Origin of the sequence: Paenochrobactrum gallinarii, from assembly GCF_014205685.1 — a bacterium.
Taxonomy (GTDB): domain Bacteria; phylum Pseudomonadota; class Alphaproteobacteria; order Rhizobiales; family Rhizobiaceae; genus Paenochrobactrum; species Paenochrobactrum gallinarii.
In genome coordinates, this window is sequence record NZ_JACIIU010000007.1 from 36974 (window position 1) to 56841 (window position 19868).

Genomic DNA, 19868 nt, shown 5'->3' on the forward strand with positions numbered 1-19868 from the left:
GAGCGCACTCTAACAGCCGCTTGCCGCTTTCGCCTTATCTATGCTGGCCATCACTGCCGGAGTGGAGTTTGGATAACGCGAGCCAATTTGCGCAAATGTAGCACAAGCCACTTCATGATTGCCCATTGCTTGCAAGGTAATGCCGAGTTTCAGCATATTTTCTGCACCGCGCTTCGAATCGGGATAATCGCGCTGCGTATCAATGAAAACGCTTGCTGCTTCCGATAAACGCTTTTGGCCAAACAAGGCTTCACCCAGCCAGTAACGGGCATCAGCCGTCATCGGATCAGCCGGATAGCGATCGATATGGGCACGAAAGCCTGCTTCAGCCGCCTTATAGTCACCCGACAAAATATACTGATAAGCCGCCTCATAAAGCGCATTTGGATTATCAACATCGGGCAGAGGGATCGATGCTGTTTCCTGACCATAACGCGATGCTTCTTCCGGTACAGCTTCCGGTTCTACATCCATTGTTTCGCCGATTACATTGCCATTGGCATCCATACGGATTGAACCCAGCTGGCGCGGCGGCTTGCCACTACCCTGTTGGGAATGATCTGCATCGGAACCAATAGCCACGGAATCGGCGCTCTTTGTGTCGGTTGGGTTTTGCGAGACTGACGCGGCATCTTCCGATGCCGCCGCCATGTCTTGTTGTGAAGAAGAAGCAACAGAAGCTGCTTTGCTGCCGGATGTGCTACCGGCATCAGTCTGTTTGTTCTTTTCCAGCTCCTGAAAGCGATATTCGTTATCTTCCTGCTGCTTGCGCATCTGTTCCTGCATTTGCAGAATCTGGAAGTTCAGTTCTTCCAGCTTACCGGAAAGATCACGAACCTGTTCCTGCAACTGGCTGACGCGCGGATCAGCGGCCTGCGCCAATTGCACCAGACCGCCGCGAGCTGGTTCTGCTCTCATGCCTGCACCTGCGGCAAAAACCGGGCTGCTGGCCAAGAGCGACAGCATTGCCACCGTGATGGTCATATGTTTCGTCAAAATTTTCATTCCCTGCTTGCCTCATGCAATGGACTGATGTTTCTCATTCCCGTCAATCATAATCATTAACAGCTCATGACCGCGATATTTCATCTCTTACCATGAGAGTGCTGAATTCGGCTAAAGTTTGTTAGCCATCAACTTTATTCATGTGAAAATAAAAAAAGCGGCTCAAGAGCCGCTTTTTTATCACTCATATTCTCATACAACCAGCCGCTTTTGCAGCTGAATGTTGAAATTACTGGTTCAGAACAGTAACCGCACGGCGGTTCTGTGACCAGCAAGAGATATCATCACAAGCTGCAACCGGACGCTCTTTACCATAAGAAATAGTGCGCATACGGTTGGTTGCTACGCCGCGGGAAGCGAGGAAGTCGCGAGCAGCGGCTGCACGACGCTGACCAAGCGCCAAGTTGTATTCGCGGGTACCGCGTTCATCCGAGTGACCTTCAACGGTGATCGAATATTGCGGGTAACGAGCAAGCCACTGTGCCTGTTTGGTCAGGGTCTGCTGTGCGTCGGCGCGAATGACGGACGAATCCAGATCATAGAAAATGCGGTCGCCAACATTCACGGTGAAGTCCTGCTGGGAACCAGGGGTGGCTGATCCGCCAAGACCAAGGTCACCGGCATTGTTTGGAAGGTTTTTCTTTGATGCACAACCGGCAACTGCCAGTGTCATGAAAAGAGCCATAATAAGCGGGCTACGGGCTATCGACTGGAAACGGCGCATGGCCGGAGCTCCTTAAAGTTAATGTTTCAGCGTTAGAGCCCAATAATCACATTGAGGTTAAATTATGCTGAAAAAGTAAGGTTAACAATTGATGACGACTACTTTATCCAGTCGCGCTTCTGATCTGCACATGAAGGGTAATTAAGGCAGAAAAACGGCCTGTTTAAAGCAAATGCGGCCTTCATTATTCAATTTTGGTCGCATTTTAGCAAGCGTTGCAGATAAACCTCAAACACAGGCCGGTGCTGGATTTGATGAAAGTGATCTGCTTCGGCTTGAAATTCCGGCTTTAAAAAACGGGGCTTGCCTGAAATTAAACACCCCCCGTTTCAATTCTTTTCACTCAAACAACGACTATTCGAGCAGTGGCGACCATGCCGGATCGGAACCGCCATTCGGGGTCTGGATCTGGCGTTCGTTACGGCCTGTTACGTCAACCGTGTAAAGTTTGGCACCTGCACCGCGTGGCTGGCGGAAGAACATCAGCACACGACCGTTTGGTGACCATGTCGGCCCTTCATTATGGAAGCCGGTGGTCAAAAGGCGTTCGCCCGAACCATCTGGTTTCATCACACCAATGGAGAACTGACCGCCCGACTGTTTGGTAAAGGCAATCAGATCGCCGCGTGGTGACCAGACCGGAGTTGAATAACTACCATTACCGAAAGAAATACGCTGCGGATTGGAACCATCGGCACCCATGACGTAAATCTGCTGACGGCCGCCACGGTCGGATTCAAACACAATCTTCGAACCATCCGGCGAGTAAGACGCAGAGGTGTCAATTGCCTGAGAATTGGTCAGACGCGTGGTCGTGCGTGAACGCAGATCCATGGTGTAAATATTGGCGCTGCCATCATCCTGCAGCAAGCTCATGATGACCTTCTGACCATCAGGCGAGAAGCGTGGCGCAATGGTCATACCAGGGAAGTTACCAACAACTTCACGCTGACCAGTTTCCAGCTGCAACAGATAAACGCGCGGACGGTCACCGCTAAAGGACATATAAGTCACTTCCTGACGGTTTGGCGAGAAACGTGGTGTCAGCACCATGTCACGGCCATCGGAAAGGTAGCGCACATTCGCGCCGTCCTGATCCATAATCGCCAGACGCTTGATACGTTTGGAAGCAGGGCCAGATTCGTCGACATAAACAATACGTGTGTCGAAATAGCCTTTTTCACCGGTCAGACGCTCATAAATCGCATCAGCAATAATGTGCGCCACACGACGCCAGTTTTCAGGCGTGGTGTAGAACTGCTGGCCGGTCAGCTGCTGACCGCCAAAAGTATCCCACAGGCGGAACTCGGCTTTCAAACGTCCGTCGGCCTGCTTGGTAATACGGCCTGTTGCTAGTGCCTGCGCATTGATAACTTTCCAGTCTTCAAAGCGCGGAGCAGCATCCGGATTGGAAATTTTTTCGATAAAAGCTTTTTTATCGATAGGCGCAAAGAGGCCCGAGCGCTCCAGATCGGCTGCAATCACCGCCGAAATATTAGCACCCAACTGATCTCCGGAGAGAAAGTCAGTCACAGCAATTGGCAGCGGTTCTACATTGCCTTTGTTAATATTGATCTCAACAACCGCGCGTGCCGGCAAAGTCGCGGCCATACTGGCGGTGATCATTACAGCCACAGCTGCAAAGATCGTCCGTATCTTTATCTTCATGATCTTGTTTTTCATGATGACCGGGGCCTCATCTGTCTTATTTCAAAAAATCGTTTCAACTGCTCAGTTATTCGCTTATCTGCTGCCATCGCTCAACAAGAGCAGCATATCATACTTGCTTTAGAACATTTCGCTCGGATCGAAGTTTACAATAACATCGGACCATGAATCATATTTGTCGCGTGGCAGATTGTATGGTGCACAACGCATCACAGCACGTTTAGCACTTTCTGCAGCCACCCGGCCCACACCACTTTCTGCCCCGCCGGATGTCACAACCGGTGCACCGTCAATCTCGCCGCTTTCCGTCAGGCGCATTTTCACAGTGACAACCAGACCCTGCGCATCAGCAACACCGGCCGGTACGTTCCAGCATTTGGAAATCTGACCGCGTAATGCATCCATTTCGCTCTGTGTCAATTTCGAACCGCCGGTCGTTTTCTTGGCACCCAGCGACGCCTGATCGGTTGAGCGTTTTGCACCGCCACCGGCTGCTTTTTCACGGTTCAAAAGCGCTGCCACTTCATCAGCGGTTGCGTCTTTTTCCTGTGAAGATGCGCTATTATTAGCGGCTTTCTTCGGCTCTTCCACCGGCTTGCGATCCGGTGTTTTAGCAGTCTGTGCTTGTGGCGGCTGTGGCTTGGCCTGCGGGGTCGGCACTTTTTCCGGCAGTTTCGGCGTATTGTCCAGCGCGACTTCCGCTTGCTTTTCAATTGCTTCTGCTACCGGATCAGGCTGCACATCCTGCTTTGGCTCAGGCTTTTGCTGCACTTCAGTGGCAGGCACCGGCTCCGGCTTTGTTTCAGGTGCCGGATCAGGCTTCTGTTCCGGCTTTGGCTCTGGTTTATCCGCAGGCTTCGGCTCAGCTTTCGCCGCATCCGCTGTTTCCACGTTTTTCGGTTTTTCATCCGGACGCGGAGGCGTTTTCAGATCAATATCCTGATCACCGACATTTTCTGCCTGATCGACTGTTTGTGGTTTCGTGGTAGGTTTTGGCGCAGAAAATTCTTTTTTCGGCGCAGTTTTTTCGCCTTGCTGAACCTGCGTAATCGATTCGATGGGCACGATATCGACAGGAAAAGCTTCTGAATCGGAGACGTCAAATGCCCGCGGCGATGAGAATGTAACCAATCCCATACCGATAATTGCGACGTGGATAACCACGGAGGATGTGAGCCCGGCCTTCATGATACCGTCAGCTATCCTGCTCCTGGAGGGTGACCAGGCCGATATTCTTAAAACCGGCCGCGGAAATACGTGCCATGACTTTCATCACGGTGCCGTAATCGGCGGATTTATCACCGCGCACAAAAATTCTCTCATTATAGCCCGTCTTCGAAATTGCTGCCAATTTGGCCACAACTTCATCAATGGCTATTTCAGTTTCCTGCAAATAGATCTCGCCCTTATCATTGACTGAAACCGTGATAGGCTGCGTGTCCGCATTCATGGCTTTGGCCTGCGTGTCAGGCAGATCGATAGGCACACCAACCGTCAGCAGCGGCGCCGAAATCATGAAAATGATCAACAGCACCAGCATCACGTCGACAAACGGCGTGACGTTGATTTCGCTCATAAGCGCCTTCTTACGTCCGCGCCGGCGACGACCGCCCGACATTCCATGATTACCAACCGACATGCCCATGATTATTTCCTGAATTCTTATACGTCTTCGTCAAACAAGCTTTCACAAACCTCAATTGCGAGGTGTGAGCTTCTCATCAATTTGGCGCGATAGTATGGCAGAAAATTCATCCGCAAAGCCTTCGAGCCTGCCGCTGATTTTCGACGCATCGCCCGACAGTTTATTGTAGGCAATAACCGCCGGAATCGCTGCAAGAAGACCAATCGCTGTTGCAAGCAGCGCTTCAGCAATACCAGGAGCAACAACCGCAAGGTTGGTGTTTTTGGAAGCAGCAATCGCCTGAAACGAGCTCATAATACCAACAACCGTACCGAAAAGACCGATAAAAGGTGCAGCCGAACCGATGGTTGCCAGAAAGCCGAGGCGTGATTCCAGATTGTCGTTTTCACGCGCTAATGCCACATCCATTGCCTTATCAATGCGCATTTGCAGCGCAATCGGGGAGCGGGCACCTTTTTCAAAAGACTTCTTCCACTCGCGCATTGCCGCCATAAAAATGGCGCTCATGCCGGTCGTGCTACGCTCACCCAGATTGCGATAAAGCTCTTCCAATGACTGACCAGACCAGAATGCCTGCTCAAAACGATCCAGCGCACGGCGCGCGCGGGTGTAGCTGAGTGATTTGTCAATAATAATCGCCCATGTCCAGACAGAAGCTGCCAAAAGACCAAGCATCACCAGTTTGACGACCCAGTTTGCCTGCATAAACAGGCCCCAAAGTGTAACATCAGCAGTGGGAGCTGCGAGCGCTACATTTTCCATAAGTACACCGTCCTCGAATCCAAACGCCCGGCTTTATCTGACCGGGCGGCTCGCAAAATCATCTTCGTTTCATCCCGCAACAAACGGGTGAGAATTTTTTTGCGCAAACTTTAAACAATCAGTGTGCAATTTCTGCACGCAAAACCAACATTATCCGCAGCAACGTCTTGTCACTACTGTATCATCACGACAGCCAGCCTGACCTGTTACCTTGTTACGGTTAATTTTGGTGAAACGAAGGCGTTACGCAAAAACCTTCATCCCTACCGATTCCGTCAGCATGAATAATGAATTATTATGGTTAAAGATGGGTTACGATTCAGGCTAAGATGATAAAATCCATGATTTTTGAACCTTACAGCCAACAATTTTGAAGCTATTTAGCCAGAATTTTCGCTGCCAAAACGCATCAGCGCAATAATGCAGCTTATTTTGACGCTAAAAATGCTTCCCGCCATCCAGCCGGAAAACGGCGCGGCTTGCCTTGTTTGGTAATCATCACCGCCTCAACCAAGGCCGCACATAAGAGCCTGCCCTCACAGGTAATTTCCTGTTTCATATAGATGCGCGCACCGCTGACATCAGCTACTTTAGTTTCAATTACCAGCAGATCATCAATTTTTGCCGGTGCTTTAAAATCAATCTCCATCCGACGCACCACCCAGACCAGTTCTTCGCCCAGCGATCCGGCAGCAAGTTCGGTATGATGCACACCTTTGAGACGCAAAAAGTCAGTGCGGCCGCGCTCGAAAAACTCCAGATAGCGGCCATGATAAACAACACCGGAAAAATCTGTATCGGCATAATAGACCCGTGCCAGCAAACGATGTCCGTCTGCATACAATTCACCGGCAATCGCCTCACTGATTGTTTCACTTATCGCAACACTGGCAGTTTGTGTCTCGGTCATGCTTATTCTTCCTGAAATAGTCCGAATTGCGATTGCGCCAGATCGGTTGGCGTTGGCAGCCCCATATGTTCCCAGGCAATATGGGTCAAAACACGGCCACGCGGTGTGCGCTGCAAAAAGCCCTGCTGGATCAGATATGGCTCAATAATATCTTCAATAGCATCACGCGGCTCCGACAGACCAGCCGCAATGGTTTCAATACCCACCGGCCCGCCGCCAAAATTGCGCGCGATCATATCAAGATAGCGGCGATCAAGCTGATCAAGGCCGCGGCCGTCAACTTCCAGACGCGACAAAGCCTCATCAGCGATTTTACGGTCAATGACATCTACTTTTGCAACAATCGCAAAATCACGCACACGCCGCAATAAACGTCCGGCAATACGCGGCGTACCGCGCGCGCGCCGTGCAATTTCACGCGCACCATCATCAGCAATCGGCATTTGCATCAGGCGCGCACCACGACGCACAATATATTCCAGCTCTTCCACCGTGTAGAAATTGAGCCGCACCGGAATACCGAAACGGTCACGCAAAGGTGTGGTCAGCAAACCTAAACGGGTAGTTGCTGCCACAAGCGTGAACTTAGCCAGATCAATTTTAACCGAACGTGCCGCCGGCCCCTCGCCGATGATGAGATCAAGCTGGTAATCCTCCATCGCCGGATAGAGAATTTCTTCTACTGCTGGGCTTAGACGATGAATTTCGTCAATGAACAAAACATCGCGGTCTTCCAGATTGGTCAAAAGTGCTGCCAGATCACCGGCCTTGGCAATGACCGGCCCCGATGTGGAGCGGAAATTAACACCAAGTTCTTTCGACATAATCTGTGCCAGCGTTGTTTTACCCAACCCCGGAGGGCCGACAAACAGCACATGATCCAGTGCTTCACCGCGCACTTTCGCCGCTTCGATAAAGACTTTCAAATTGGCGCGCGCCGCAGCCTGCCCGACAAAATCGTCAAGCGATTGCGGGCGCATGGCCACATCAGTGTCCTCACCACGCTTATCCGGCGAAATCAAACGGTCTGTATCATCCATGCTTAACGCCTTACACGTGAAGTCAAAATCAAATCAACTGTCACTGCGACACCTTATATTCCTTCAATAGGTCTTTGGCCCAGCGAGGTATAGTCGGCCATGAATAACTATCGTGGTGTCTCCATGAATCACTGTCCATGATACGGTCATTTGCCAGTGTCGCATCCATAACCAAATCATGTGGGTATATGTAACAGTCGCCTTTATCAAAGAAGGCAATATAGACATCCTTAGCAATGTATTTCTTTTGTAGTGTCAGCCGTCCTTTAAGCTGAATTTTAAAAAACCGATCACCATCTATATGGCACGCAATAAAATCAGCCCCCTGCCAATCATCGCTAAGCCGTAAACAATTATAGCCATAATCTGCTAATATTCCTGATATTTTCTGGAAATTAAAGTTCTCTTTTTGCCTCGCATTTAAGGTACTATATTCAATTTTTTGAAACATCATTTGTGCGTTCTGATCAACTGTCACTGCGACAATTCCTTGAGGCCTAAGCGGATCAGTTTCGCCGATTCGGCATCATCACCAACCTGCCTGATGGCCGCAGCCACCGCATTGGCTGCCTGCTCGCGCGAATAGCCAAGATTGGCAAGTGCCGACACCGCATCAGTCACAGCACTGGAGGCAACACCTTCACCAAGCTCCTGTTTAAGCCCCATCGAGCCCGAAGCCTCGCCTGCAAAAGCCGGTGCTTTGTTTTTAAGCTCTGTCACCAGACGTTCAGCCACTTTTTTGCCCACACCCGGCGCGCGGGTCAGCATCGCCAAATCACGCAGCGCAATCGCATTGGCAAGTTCGGATGGTGTCAAAGCACCCAAAACCGCAAGCGCTACTTTCGCGCCCACCCCTTGCACACTTTGCAGCAAGCGGAACCATTCACGCTCCAAAGCCGTACCAAAACCAAACAGGCGCAAAACATCTTCACGCACATAGGTTTCAATCAGCAAAACTGTTGCTTCACCGCTTGAGGGCAGATTGCCCAATGTGCGTGCCGAGCAAAAAACCACATAACCGACACCATGCACATCAATGATGGCATGATCTTCGGCAATTTCATCCACCACGCCCTTAAGCTTGCCAATCATTCAACAACCCTTAATCAAGCGCTTGCGGCTATCCGCAGGCTTCCAACCAAACTTTCACGATGATGCGCATGACAAATGGCAATTGCCAAGGCATCTGCCGCATCGCTTGTATCAAAACGCGCACGCGGCATGAGAACTTTTACCATCATGTGAATTTGCTGTTTTTCGCCATGGCCTACACCAATCACCGCTTTTTTAACGGCATTGGGTGCATATTCAGCCACACGCAGACCAACCTGTGCCGGTGCCAGCAACGCAATGCCGCGCGCCTGCCCCAGTTTCAATGTTGCTGTCGCGTCCTTATTGACGAATGTATGCTCAACGGCTGCCTCATGCGGGCAATGCTCGTGCAGAACCTTGGCCAAGCCCTCATGTAACTGGCACAAACGCGATGCCAGATCGAGCTTGGCATCGGACTTAATCGTACCGGATGCAATAAAATGCAAAGAATTGCCGAGCGACTCGACAATACCCCAACCGGTATTGCGCAAGCCCGGATCAATGCCAATGATGCGAATCGCCTGTTTCATATGTTCACTCTAGCTCTATTGCACTGAGTTAACAGCACAAATGTGAACAAAAGAGAAACAAATTACGAAGAGCCGCTCATTTAAGCTGAAATTATTAAGAAGCGCCGAAAGCCGTTTTTAGGAGAACCAACTGCTGTGACACCGGATTTTGCTGCACCGGCGGGCGGAAAGACAAGAGTTCGCCGTAAACTTCCTGATCTGTTTTGCGTACACGTTCCTGCAAGCGCAGCGAATGTTCAATCAGATCAACAAAGCGATCCGGCATTTCGCTCCAACCGGCAGCGTTTTGCTCGGCAGACGGTGTATTAAGACGCAGCTTGTTCTTTTCGGCGGTTACCTGTGCGCGGGACATTTCGCCATTACGCGCAGCACGCTGCAACAAAAGCCATGAAGCAATTTGCATCAGGCGTGAGGTCAGACGCATTGATTCGGAAGCGTAAAGCGCAGCCGCTTCATTGGAAAGACCGCGTGATTCTTCACGACCGTCTCCATCCAGATAGCTTGCCGCCTCTTCAACCAAATCCATACCTTCACGGTAAAACGGCAGAAAAGAATCCGAATAGACCTTGCGATCTGCCAAACGGATTGTATTGCCCGGCAATGTTTGATGCAAAGACTGCTGCTGCTCTGTGATCACTTTTCCACCATCCCGCGACCTGCACGCATTAAAAACTACGCCCAAGCCCATATTTATATGTGCCCATCTCAATGACCGACTCAAGCAGTACCAAACCACCTGACGGACACGAAAACTAATGTCTGTGCTGCTGTTCGATCATGTTGCGGGAGCGGATGAAACCGCTGCAACATGAAACTCCACTGCAAACTGCACACTCATACACGGTCGCGCAAGAATATGTTTAATTTTGGGTTAATAACCACAGGGAGGGAAATTTTAGAGAAAAAAGTAACCAATCGTTAAAAAACGATTCTTTGCACCTCAACTCTTTGAAAAGGCACAAAAAAAGAGCCGCATAAGCGACTCTAGGAGTTTTAACAGGGAGGTGTCAGACAAAGTGGTAAAACCACTTCAGTCAAAATCCGGCCAAACCGGATATGAATTGATTAAACCGTGTTAAGATTAACGGAGAGTTAATTTTTGCACTCATTTTAGCGATTAGTAACATCTGAAGGACAAGTTATACCGTTCCGAAGGCCGGTTTTGGTTTTGGCTCGGCCTTTGGCTCCAGCTTCACCTTGACAGGCTGTGCCGTCACAGGTGCCGCATTGGTTCTGGCCTTCTGCTTCATGGCGGATAGCCATTCCAGATAATAAGCAAACGCAAATTGCGCGACGATACCAGCGGCAATCAGCAATGTATCATCCCAAAAACCGCCCGGATTAACCAGCTTCATCACCTGCGCCACCATAGAAAGCAAAGTGCCGGCGATGAAAATCGGCAATGAATGCCGACCCAAAATCGCCAATGGATGGTCATGAGCGGTGCGCGCCAAATTTGCCAAGGCCGGAATAGCCGCAAGCAGATAGACGATAGAAAGAATATGCAGCAGGCGCGGCAAGGACAGGAAGGTCTTGTCGAAACCGGTCAGAACTGCCGGTAACCCAAAAGAAATATCCACCCCCCATAAAGGCCAGCGCACCCAGACAAGCGCCAAAAGCAGATAACCAGCGGCGAGCGCTATCATCCAGCCGCGTACAGGAATTTCTCCGCCATTGCGCACATGGATTGTTCCGGCAATGCCGATGGCAAACAAAAACTGCCATGAAAACGGGTTGAGAAACCAGACACCATCATTGGGGAAATTGGACGGCGCAATATGAAAAACACCGGCAGCCAGCCAAACAGCACCGGACACCGCCAGCAAAAATGGCAGGCCCACACGCGCCAGCAGCAATAAAGCAGGTGTCATCAGCAACAATACGCCGTACATGGAGAGGATATTATTATAGCCAAGCTGATGTCCAAGGATTACCAGCCCTGTCATTGCTTCAGCAGGCTTTTCCATCAAAGGGCCGATATTGATCTGGTTCAAAAACTCAGGCCGGCTGAAAAGAATTGCAGCACCGGCAAAAATCGCAATTGTCACCATCGTGGTCATCATATGCGAGACATAAAGCACGCCCGCACGACGCCACATTTTGATGCTCAACAACAAACGATTGCCGGAGATGAATTTATTGCCATATGCCAGCGCAATCGCCATACCGGAAATGAGCACAAAAGCTTCTGTCGCATCTGAAAATCCGAGATTCTTATGCGTAAAGTTTTCATAAATTGTGCCGGGCACATGATTGATGAAAATAGTCAGCAATGCCAATGCTCTGAAGACATCAATACGACTGTCCCGTTTGCCGGTAATAGTATTGGTCATAGTATCCCTAACCCATCAACTCAAATTGCCATTGTCAGACCGGTGACACCTCACCCTACTGAGCGCACCCGCATCAAAAATCAGAAAGTGCGAAGCGTTTTGCTTCCCGTGGCAAGCTGCCAACGACAATCCGAATGTTAATTTCACCTGAAAAAAGCCGTACTGCTTTGCACAACATTGATTATTCAGGTATCGCAGACATATCAGTGACTTTAATGTGGCACGGGATTGGGGCAGTTTATGGTTTATGGAAATCAACTTTCCTTCCAGTGTATAACAAAGTGACAACAGGCATGATCGGGGCTGTTCAATCTGATTTACTTCCTCTATGCCCGAATTCGATCAAAATTTAAGGATTTAAGCTGTTTCCATGACAACAAATAACGCACAGACAAATAGCTTCGAGAACCGCTGCCGTGTTGTTCTGGTAACACCACCATTGAGCGATGCTGCCAAACTCACCACCCAGCTGGAACAGGCTTTGTCGGGCGGCGATGTTGCAAGCGTTATTCTCGACACCACTAATGCCGATGAAGCCCAGTTTCAGGCTTTTGCAGAAAAAGTCGTGCCGCTCATCCAAAAGACAGGCGCAGCAGCACTTATTCTCAATGACACCCGCATTGCCGGTCGCGTTGGTGCCGATGGCCTCCATATTGAAGGCAATCAGGAAACGGTTGCCGAAGCGATTGAACGCTACACACCAAAGCTGATTGTCGGCACCGGCAACTTGCGTGACCGTCATTCCTGTTTAGCCATTGGCGAGTTACAACCAGATTTTGTTTTCTTCGGCAAAATTGGTGCAGACAACAAGCCGGACGCCCATCCACGCAATTTGTCATTGGCTGAATGGTGGGCACAAATGGTTGAAATTCCGGCCATTGTGCAGGCAGGCAGTGATATGCAGAGCATTATTCCTGCGGCTGAAACCGGCGCAGAATTTGTAGCACTCGGAGCTTGCGTCTTTCAGGCAGACAATCCGGCCGAAGCCGTGGCTGAAGCCAACCGTCTGCTGGACGAAAACGCTCCGCAGTTTGAGAGCTGATTATATGCAAATGCTTCGGTCATTTCTTTCAGGCTTCATCGGTGTAGCGGCAATATCCATTGCTGCAGCGCCGGCTTTTTCAGCCGTGGAGCCAGGCGCTCCGGCGGCTGAAACAGCAAAACCGGCAGGCAAGGCGGAAGGTAAAGCGGATCGGCCAAACATGCTGCCGCAACCCGCCACCACCGATGAACTGCCTGATGAATTGATTGAAATTGACCCGAACCGCTTTGGTGCCAAACCCATTGATGCGGCTTTCGGCGCTTATCAGCGCGGGCTTTATCTCACTGCTTTAAGCCTTGCTAAGCCGCGCGCGGAAGCCGGTGATGCTGCCGCACAAACCTTGCTTGGCGAAATCTATTCGCGCGGGCTCGGCGTGCCGGTTGACCCTAAACTGGCAGCTGAATGGTATAGTAAAGCCGCCGCACAAAATGATGTGCATGCGCAGTTTCAATATGCAGTGCTGTTGCTTGACGGTGAGCATGTCAAAGCAGACCGCGTACAGGCTGAAAGCCTGATGAAAGCTGCAGCCGAAGCCGGCAACGCCATGGCACAGTTTAATTACGCGCAGATTCTGATGCAAAATAATCCCGGCGAAAAAGGCATTGAAGCAGCCTATCCGTGGTTTCAAAAAGCCTCAGACAGCAACCTTGCCGATGCCGAATATGCTGTGAGCCAGATTTTGGCTAACGGCACCAGTGCCATTAAAAAAGATGAAGCAGAAGCACGCTTTTTCTTGCTGCGCGCCGCACAAAAAAACTACGACACCGCCCAGCTTGATCTGGCCACATGGCTGGTGGAAGGGCGCGGTGGCGAGCGCAATTTTGATGCCGGATTCAAATGGATGTTGCAGGCAGCACGCAACGGCAATGTGGCAGCACAAGCGCGACTTGCCCGCCTTTATCGTGATGGCTTGGGAACCGACGGCGATACAGTGACTGCGGCTGCGTGGTATTTTGTTGCCCGCCGTTCAGGCCTCACAGCCTTTGATCTCGATTCCATGCTGGACGGGCTGGAGGATGAGCAAATTGAACGCGCCAGAAAAATCGCTGAGACACTGCGCCAATAGTCAAACCGCCCCTCATCCGTGATTTAAACCCGCTGTTGCCCGCCATGAAAAGCGGGGCAAATTGGCTAAAACATGCTTTAAGCTTGCCAAAATCCGCTTTTTGTGGTCTTGGAAAGTCGATTATTGCGGTATTGGTCTATCATAGCAATCCGCACTTCCCTTTCACGCTATTTCCGGATCAATTTTATGAAGATCAATGGTAATGAAATCCGCCCAGGCAACGTTATTGAGCATGCCGGCGGTCTTTGGGTAGCAGTTAAAACCAATGCGGTTAAGCCTGGTAAAGGCGGCGCATATAATCAGGTTGAACTGAAGAACCTCATCAACGGCACCAAGCTGAACGAACGTTTCCGCGCGGCGGAAACTGTTGAACGCGTCCGTCTCGAACAGAAGGATTTCTCCTTCCTGTACGAACAGGGCGAAGCACTGATTTTCATGGACACCGAATCCTACGAACAGCTCGAACTGCCTAAAGATTTCGTTGGCGACCGCGCTGCATTCTTGCAGGATGGCATGATGGTCACCGTTGAATTGCACGAAGAGCGTCCGATCGGTATCCGCCTTCCGGATCAGGTTACACTGACAATCACCGAAGCTGATCCTGTTGTTAAAGGTCAGACTGCGGCTTCCTCTTACAAGCCTGCAATTCTTGAAAATGGCATCCGTGTACTCGTTCCACCATTTATTGAAGCAGGTGAACGCGTTATCGTCGATACCAACGAATTAACCTATATCAGCCGCGCATAATCAGCCGGTCGGCTGACGTTTAAGTCAGCCAAGCTGATCGCAAAACTGATAAACAAGAAATTAGGACGGATTAGGCATGGCGCGTTCAGCCGTACTCAATGTTATGGTTCAGGCCGCAATGAAGGCCGGACGCTCACTCGCCCGTGACTTCGGTGAGGTTCAGAACCTTCAGGTCTCGCTTAAAGGCCCTGGCGACTATGTTAGTCAGGCAGACCGCAAGGCCGAACAGATCATCTTCACCGAGCTGAAAAAAGCGCGGCCGGATTACAGCTTCCTGATGGAAGAATCCGGCGCGGTTGAAGGCAGTGACGCCCAGCACCGCTGGATCATTGACCCGCTCGACGGCACCACCAACTTCCTGCACGGGATTCCGATGTTTGCGGTTTCGATCGCATTGGAACGTCAGGGACAAATCGTGGCTGGCGTCATTTACAATCCGGCAATGGATGAGCTTTACACCGCAGAACGCGGCGGCGGGGTTTTCCTCAACGACCGTCGTTTGCGCGTGGCAGCGCGCAGCAAAATGGTTGATGCTGTTATCGGCACCGGCATTCCGCATATCGGCCGCGGCCATCATGGCCATTATCTGGTGGAACTGCGCAACATCATGGCTGATTCAGCCGGTATCCGCCGTATGGGCGCTGCCGCACTTGATCTGGCCTATGTTGCAGCCGGTCGTCTTGATGGTTTCTGGGAAGATGATTTGCAGCCATGGGATATGGCAGCAGGCATTCTCATGATCCGTGAAGCCGGTGGTTTTGTCTCCGACAAAAACGGCGGACAGGACATGTTTGCAACCAAGGGCATCGTTGCTGGTAATGAAGCCATTCACAAAGCTTTGATGGCGACATTGAAAAAACCGATCTGATATCTAAATCAGATATAATCTTTAAAAATGCCGGTCTCTCACGAGACCGGCATTTTTTATCCAAAATAATGAATTTGAAAATTCTTATCTAAAAAGTCACGTTTTGATTAACTGCTTTTGCAACCATCATACTGTTTGAAAACCAACAGCCGTTCATCATAGTTTTCTATATGCATTGTTCATTGTTAATATGAGTAGAAGACACGATTTTTCACTCAACTGAAATCCCAATTTTACATTTAATAATTGGGACAGATTAAATGCTCGTATGCTTTTAAAAATTAAATGCCTATGCTGATTTTAAGGCATTTAATATTGCCGACAAACGATTACCCTATTTCCCAGTCTATAAATTATAAGCTAGCTTCAAGATAAATGAATCGGACGGCAGTGGAGAAGATAAGTGATGCAGGCTGAAAAGCGCGACCAGCAAGCCGGAAATTTCACCAGAAATTATAACGCGGATTACATGGCCACTCCGATGTCAACGCCGCGTATAATGATGATTACCATGATCATCTTCCTGATCATTGTAGCATTTCTGGCCGCAGTTCTCTCCCGCCAGATCCATACATTTTTTGTCACCAATCCGGGATTAAACGGGCTGATCCTTGGCGTTTTGCTGGCTGGCATTTTACTTGCCTTCGGGCAAGTCATCCGCCTGATGCCGGAAATTCGCTGGGTCAATTCACTGCGCCGTGGCGATGATGGCAGCATGTCGCGCCCGCCGGTGTTGCTCGCACCCATGCGCGCATTGATCGGCCATCAGCAATCCATGGCACTTTCTACCAGCTCAATGCGCTCCATTCTCGATTCGATTGCCACCCGTCTGGACGAAAGCCGCGATATTTCCCGCTATCTTATCGGCCTTTTGGTATTTCTGGGGCTGCTTGGTACATTCTGGGGCTTGCTGGAAACAATCGGTTCTATCGGCAACACGATCCAAACCCTTGATCCGGCATCGGGCAGCACCAATGACGTGCTGGACGCATTGAAAGCTGGCTTACAGGCACCTTTAACTGGTATGGGCACCGCCTTTTCCTCATCGCTTTTCGGTCTTTCCGGCTCGCTGATTCTAGGCTTTCTGGACTTGCAGGCGGGGCGCGCGCAAAACCGTTTCTACACAGAACTTGAAAACTGGCTTTCAACCGTGACTGATCTCGGCTCTGACCTCAATCAAGGTTCAGTCGCGGCACAAGGCTCAACCGAGGACATCCGCGATATCGCTAACCGTCTGCAATCCATGCAGGAAAATGGCAGCCCGAACCAGCGCACCACCGCCGCCCTTGCCAATCTGGCCGAAGGCATCCACGCTTTGGTAAAAAATATGCGCAGTGAACAACAATTGATGCGTGATTGGGCAGAGCGTCAGGCAGACGATCAGCAAGCCATTCGTGAGACATTGGACAAGCTCAACAAAGCGCTCAATAATGCAAACCGTGATCCTTCAGGCGGGAGCCGTTAAAGATGGCGCTTTCCCGCAACCGCCGGCAAAACCGGCAAGTAGATTATTGGCCAGGCTTTGTGGATGCTTTATCCACATTGCTGCTGGCGATCATGTTTTTGCTCACAGTTTTTGTGCTGGCGCAATTTTTGCTCAGCCGCGAAGTCAGTGACAAAGACGATGTTTTGGCGCGCCTCAACAGCCAGATCAACGAGCTGACACAGCTTTTATCGCTGGAACGCGGCAATGCTCAGGATTTGCAGGACACAATCGCTAATCTGCAAGCCTCACTCTCTTCGGCTGAAAATGAACGCTCGCGCCTGCAAAGCCTTCTCAGCGAAGGTGCGGGCGCTGGCGCGGCAGCCGATAAGAAGATCGGCGATTTAAATGCCAGTCTCGATCAGGAAAAACAGGTAAGCGCCCGTGCACTCTCACAAGTAGAACTTCTCAATCAGCAGATTGCAGCACTCAGACGCCAGATCGGTGCACTGGAAGAAGCGCTTAATGCGTCTGAAGCACGCGACAAAGAATCAAATGCTAAGATTGCGGATCTGGGCAAACGGCTCAATGTAGCGCTGGCTCAACGTGTGCAGGAATTGAACCGTTATCGCTCTGATTTCTTCGGGCGTCTGCGTGAAATTCTCTCCGACAAAGAAAATATCCGCATCGTTGGCGACCGCTTTGTCTTCCAATCGGAAGTGCTTTTCCCGACTGGTTCCTCCGATATTAATCCGGCGGGGCTGATCGAAATGAAAAAGCTCGCTGACGCGGTAATCACGCTCAACAATGAAATTCCCGATGACATCAACTGGATTTTACGTGTTGATGGCCACACCGATAATATTCCGCTTATTGGCACCGGACGCTTCCGCGACAATTGGGAGCTCTCTTCAGCGCGCGCCACATCGGTGGTCAAATTCCTGATCGCCAATGGTGTTCCGGCAAATCGCCTGGTGGCTGCAGGTTTTGGCGAATATCAGCCACTGGATGATTCGGATGACAGTGATGCGCGCGCCAGAAACCGACGTATCGAATTGAAACTCACCGAACGCTAAAAAATTCCCCCTCAAGAATGGGTAACATTCTGAACATAAAAAAGGCCTTGGGGTAAAACATCCCCAAGGCCTTTTTCATTTCTACGGTTTGATTGCTTATTCAGCAACTTCTTTCGCAAAGACACTTTCTTTAGTAAAAACTCCGGCACCTGCTTCAAATTGCAGTTTGGCAAGACGGGCATAAACCCCGTTTTTCTGCACCAGCGAAGCATGGGTGCCTTCTTCAATGATGCGCCCCTCATCCACGACCAAAATGCGATCTGCCTTCAACACCGTAGCCAGACGATGCGCCACCACCAAAGTGGTGCGGCCTGTCATCAAATGTTCCAAGCCCTTCTGCACCAGCATTTCACTTTCAGCATCAAGCGCAGAGGTGGCCTCATCCAGCAACAGAATCGGTGCATCGCGCAAGATAGCGCGCGCAATAGCGATTCTCTGTCGCTGACCACCCGAAAGCGTCATGCCACGCTCACCCACCAATGTGTCATAGCCTTTTTCCAGCGCCATGATGAAATCATGTGCCAAGGCTGCTTTGGCGGCTGCGATAATGTCTTCATCCGTTGCATCAGGACGGCCAAAGGCAATGTTTTCACGTAAAGTACTGGCAAAAATTGCCACATCCTGCGGCACCACCGCCATGCGGCCACGGATTGCCAGCGGATCAGCTTCAGGAAGCGACACCCCATCAACACGGATAGTACCCGACTGCGGATCATAATAACGCAAAAGAAGCGAGAAAATCGTGCTTTTACCAGCGCCCGATGGCCCGACAATCGCCACGCTTTCACCCGGTTTCACACTGAAATCAAGACCAGCCAGAGCCGCTTTTTCAGGGCGTGCAGGATAGTGGAAAACAACATTTTCAAAACTGATTTCGCCAAGAGCCGGAACAGGCAAAGCAACCGGATTTTTCGGCGCAGCAATCGCCGGTACTTCATCCAGAATTTCGGTCAGGCGCTCGGTGGCACCGGCCGCTTGTGCCAGTTCGCCCCAGACTTCCGACAATTGCCCCAAGGAACTGGCCGCAAACACCGCGTAAAGCAGGAACTGGCCGAGCTGACCGGCACTCATTGTGCCCGACAACACATCATTGGAGCCGAACCACAACACGCCGACAACGCTGGAAAATACCATAAAAATAGCAAAAGAGGTGAGAATCGCGCGCGCAAAAACGGAAGAACGTGCCGCGGCAAAAGCATTTTCCACGGCTTTTGCAAAACGGCCGATCACCATTTTTTCATTGGTGAAAGCCTGAAGCGTGCGCATAGCACTGATCTGTTCACCGGCATAACTATTGGCATTGGCAAGCATATCCTGTGCTGCACGCGAGCGACGGCGCACCGAGCGGCCAAAAGCAATCAGCGGCAGTACAATCAATGGAATCGCACCAATCACCAGCGCCGACAGTTTCGGGCTTGTCACCACCATCATGCCAACAGCACCAAGCCCCATGATAATATTGCGCAATGCAACTGAGGCCGTCGCACCAACGGCCGATTTAATCTGAGTCGTATCGGCAGACAGGCGTGAGACAATTTCGCCGGAATTGGAGCGGTCAAAGAAATCCTGCGACAGTTTAGTCACATGATCAAAAACCGCATTGCGCAAATCAGCGACAACGCGCTCACCAAGCGTAATCACAAAGAAATAACGCAAGCCCGAAGCCAGTGCCAGCATCAGCGCCAGCAGCACCAACATGCCAAAATAATTATTGATGAAAGAGCTGTTATCAGTGGAAAAACCATTATCCACCATACGGCGCACGGCAATCGGCACCATCAGCGTTGTGGTAGCAGCAGCAACCAGAGAAATCAGCGCACCTAAAACCAGCAGCTTGTAGCGCGCCAGAAATGGCAACATGCGCCGCAAGGGTTTAACTGATCTCTTAGGCTTATTGTTAACTTCTTCAGACATTTTCTTGATGTTTTCCGGATGCT

20 protein-coding genes are annotated in these 19868 nt (G+C 50.6%); 6 read left to right on the top strand and 14 right to left on the bottom strand.

The features are described 5' to 3' along the window. Positions 1 to 9: 9 nt before the first annotated feature. The 13 genes from ybgF to FHS77_RS08900 all read right to left on the bottom strand — a co-directional run bounded on the left by ybgF (position 10) and on the right by FHS77_RS08900 (position 11709). On the bottom strand, positions 10 to 1005 hold the full coding sequence (gene ybgF / locus FHS77_RS08840) for a tol-pal system protein YbgF (RefSeq protein WP_184222473.1): 996 nt from the start codon (positions 1003 to 1005) through the stop codon (positions 10 to 12). 229 nt (positions 1006 to 1234) lie between these two features. Next, the gene (pal, locus tag FHS77_RS08845; RefSeq protein WP_184222475.1) at positions 1235 to 1729 is read right to left on the bottom strand and encodes a peptidoglycan-associated lipoprotein Pal; all 495 of its coding nucleotides are present in this window, start codon (positions 1727 to 1729) and stop codon (positions 1235 to 1237) included. A 354-nt stretch (positions 1730 to 2083) separates the two neighbouring features. Further along, the gene (gene tolB, locus FHS77_RS08850) at positions 2084 to 3397 is read right to left on the bottom strand and encodes a Tol-Pal system beta propeller repeat protein TolB (RefSeq protein WP_374786235.1); all 1314 of its coding nucleotides are present in this window, start codon (positions 3395 to 3397) and stop codon (positions 2084 to 2086) included. Between the two features lie 120 nt (positions 3398 to 3517). Beyond that, positions 3518 to 4585 (bottom strand): cell envelope integrity TolA family protein, encoded by a 1068-nt coding sequence (locus tag FHS77_RS08855; RefSeq protein ID WP_184222479.1) that lies wholly within the window; start codon positions 4583 to 4585, stop codon positions 3518 to 3520. A 7-nt stretch (positions 4586 to 4592) separates the two neighbouring features. Continuing rightward, positions 4593 to 5042 carry a protein TolR gene (gene tolR, locus FHS77_RS08860; protein ID WP_184222481.1) on the bottom strand — a complete coding sequence of 150 codons (450 nt, stop codon included), beginning with the start codon at positions 5040 to 5042 and terminating at the stop codon, positions 4593 to 4595. A 51-nt stretch (positions 5043 to 5093) separates the two neighbouring features. Continuing rightward, positions 5094 to 5804 (bottom strand): protein TolQ, encoded by a 711-nt coding sequence (gene tolQ, locus FHS77_RS08865; RefSeq protein ID WP_184222483.1) that lies wholly within the window; start codon positions 5802 to 5804, stop codon positions 5094 to 5096. Positions 5805 to 6231: 427 nt separating this feature from the next. Further along, a complete protein-coding gene (ybgC, locus tag FHS77_RS08870) occupies positions 6232 to 6714 on the bottom strand; it encodes a tol-pal system-associated acyl-CoA thioesterase (protein ID WP_210307080.1) in 483 nt (160 codons plus the stop codon). 2 nt (positions 6715 to 6716) lie between these two features. Further along, on the bottom strand, positions 6717 to 7754 hold the full coding sequence (gene ruvB, locus FHS77_RS08875) for a Holliday junction branch migration DNA helicase RuvB (RefSeq protein WP_184222486.1): 1038 nt from the start codon (positions 7752 to 7754) through the stop codon (positions 6717 to 6719). A gap of 40 nt (positions 7755 to 7794) precedes the next feature. Continuing rightward, a complete protein-coding gene (locus FHS77_RS08880; protein WP_210307081.1) occupies positions 7795 to 8232 on the bottom strand; it encodes a hypothetical protein in 438 nt (145 codons plus the stop codon). Beyond that, on the bottom strand, positions 8229 to 8846 hold the full coding sequence (gene ruvA / locus FHS77_RS08885) for a Holliday junction branch migration protein RuvA (protein WP_184222488.1): 618 nt from the start codon (positions 8844 to 8846) through the stop codon (positions 8229 to 8231). Before ruvA ends, FHS77_RS08880 begins: the two co-directional genes overlap by 4 nt. Positions 8847 to 8860: 14 nt before the next feature. Beyond that, the gene (gene ruvC, locus FHS77_RS08890) at positions 8861 to 9376 is read right to left on the bottom strand and encodes a crossover junction endodeoxyribonuclease RuvC (protein WP_184222490.1); all 516 of its coding nucleotides are present in this window, start codon (positions 9374 to 9376) and stop codon (positions 8861 to 8863) included. A gap of 94 nt (positions 9377 to 9470) precedes the next feature. Beyond that, positions 9471 to 9977 carry a protease adaptor protein RcdA gene (gene rcdA / locus FHS77_RS08895; RefSeq protein ID WP_184222643.1) on the bottom strand — a complete coding sequence of 169 codons (507 nt, stop codon included), beginning with the start codon at positions 9975 to 9977 and terminating at the stop codon, positions 9471 to 9473. A 538-nt stretch (positions 9978 to 10515) separates the two neighbouring features. After that, positions 10516 to 11709, bottom strand: coding sequence for an OpgC family protein (locus FHS77_RS08900; RefSeq protein WP_184222492.1), 1194 nt, complete (start codon positions 11707 to 11709; stop codon positions 10516 to 10518). A gap of 370 nt (positions 11710 to 12079) precedes the next feature. Between FHS77_RS08900 and FHS77_RS08905 the strand changes: the two genes are divergently transcribed. The 6 genes from FHS77_RS08905 to FHS77_RS08930 all read left to right on the top strand — a co-directional run bounded on the left by FHS77_RS08905 (position 12080) and on the right by FHS77_RS08930 (position 17931). Beyond that, complete coding sequence (locus FHS77_RS08905; protein WP_184222494.1) at positions 12080 to 12751, top strand: thiamine phosphate synthase; 672 nt, start codon at positions 12080 to 12082, stop codon at positions 12749 to 12751. A gap of 10 nt (positions 12752 to 12761) precedes the next feature. Then, positions 12762 to 13817 carry a tetratricopeptide repeat protein gene (locus tag FHS77_RS08910; RefSeq protein ID WP_374786238.1) on the top strand — a complete coding sequence of 352 codons (1056 nt, stop codon included), beginning with the start codon at positions 12762 to 12764 and terminating at the stop codon, positions 13815 to 13817. Positions 13818 to 14003: 186 nt separating this feature from the next. Continuing rightward, entirely contained in the window at positions 14004 to 14564 is a 561-nt protein-coding gene (efp, locus tag FHS77_RS08915; protein ID WP_184222498.1) for an elongation factor P, read from the top strand. 76 nt (positions 14565 to 14640) lie between these two features. Then, positions 14641 to 15432, top strand: coding sequence for an inositol monophosphatase family protein (locus FHS77_RS08920; protein WP_184222500.1), 792 nt, complete (start codon positions 14641 to 14643; stop codon positions 15430 to 15432). A gap of 469 nt (positions 15433 to 15901) precedes the next feature. Then, positions 15902 to 16897 carry a MotA/TolQ/ExbB proton channel family protein gene (locus tag FHS77_RS08925; protein WP_184222645.1) on the top strand — a complete coding sequence of 332 codons (996 nt, stop codon included), beginning with the start codon at positions 15902 to 15904 and terminating at the stop codon, positions 16895 to 16897. 2 nt (positions 16898 to 16899) lie between these two features. Next, positions 16900 to 17931 carry a peptidoglycan -binding protein gene (locus FHS77_RS08930; RefSeq protein ID WP_184222502.1) on the top strand — a complete coding sequence of 344 codons (1032 nt, stop codon included), beginning with the start codon at positions 16900 to 16902 and terminating at the stop codon, positions 17929 to 17931. Positions 17932 to 18027: 96 nt separating this feature from the next. Here FHS77_RS08930 and FHS77_RS08935 read toward each other — a convergent pair whose 3' ends face one another. After that, a complete protein-coding gene (locus tag FHS77_RS08935) occupies positions 18028 to 19845 on the bottom strand; it encodes an ABC transporter transmembrane domain-containing protein (RefSeq protein ID WP_184222646.1) in 1818 nt (605 codons plus the stop codon). Positions 19846 to 19868 lie beyond the last annotated feature (23 nt).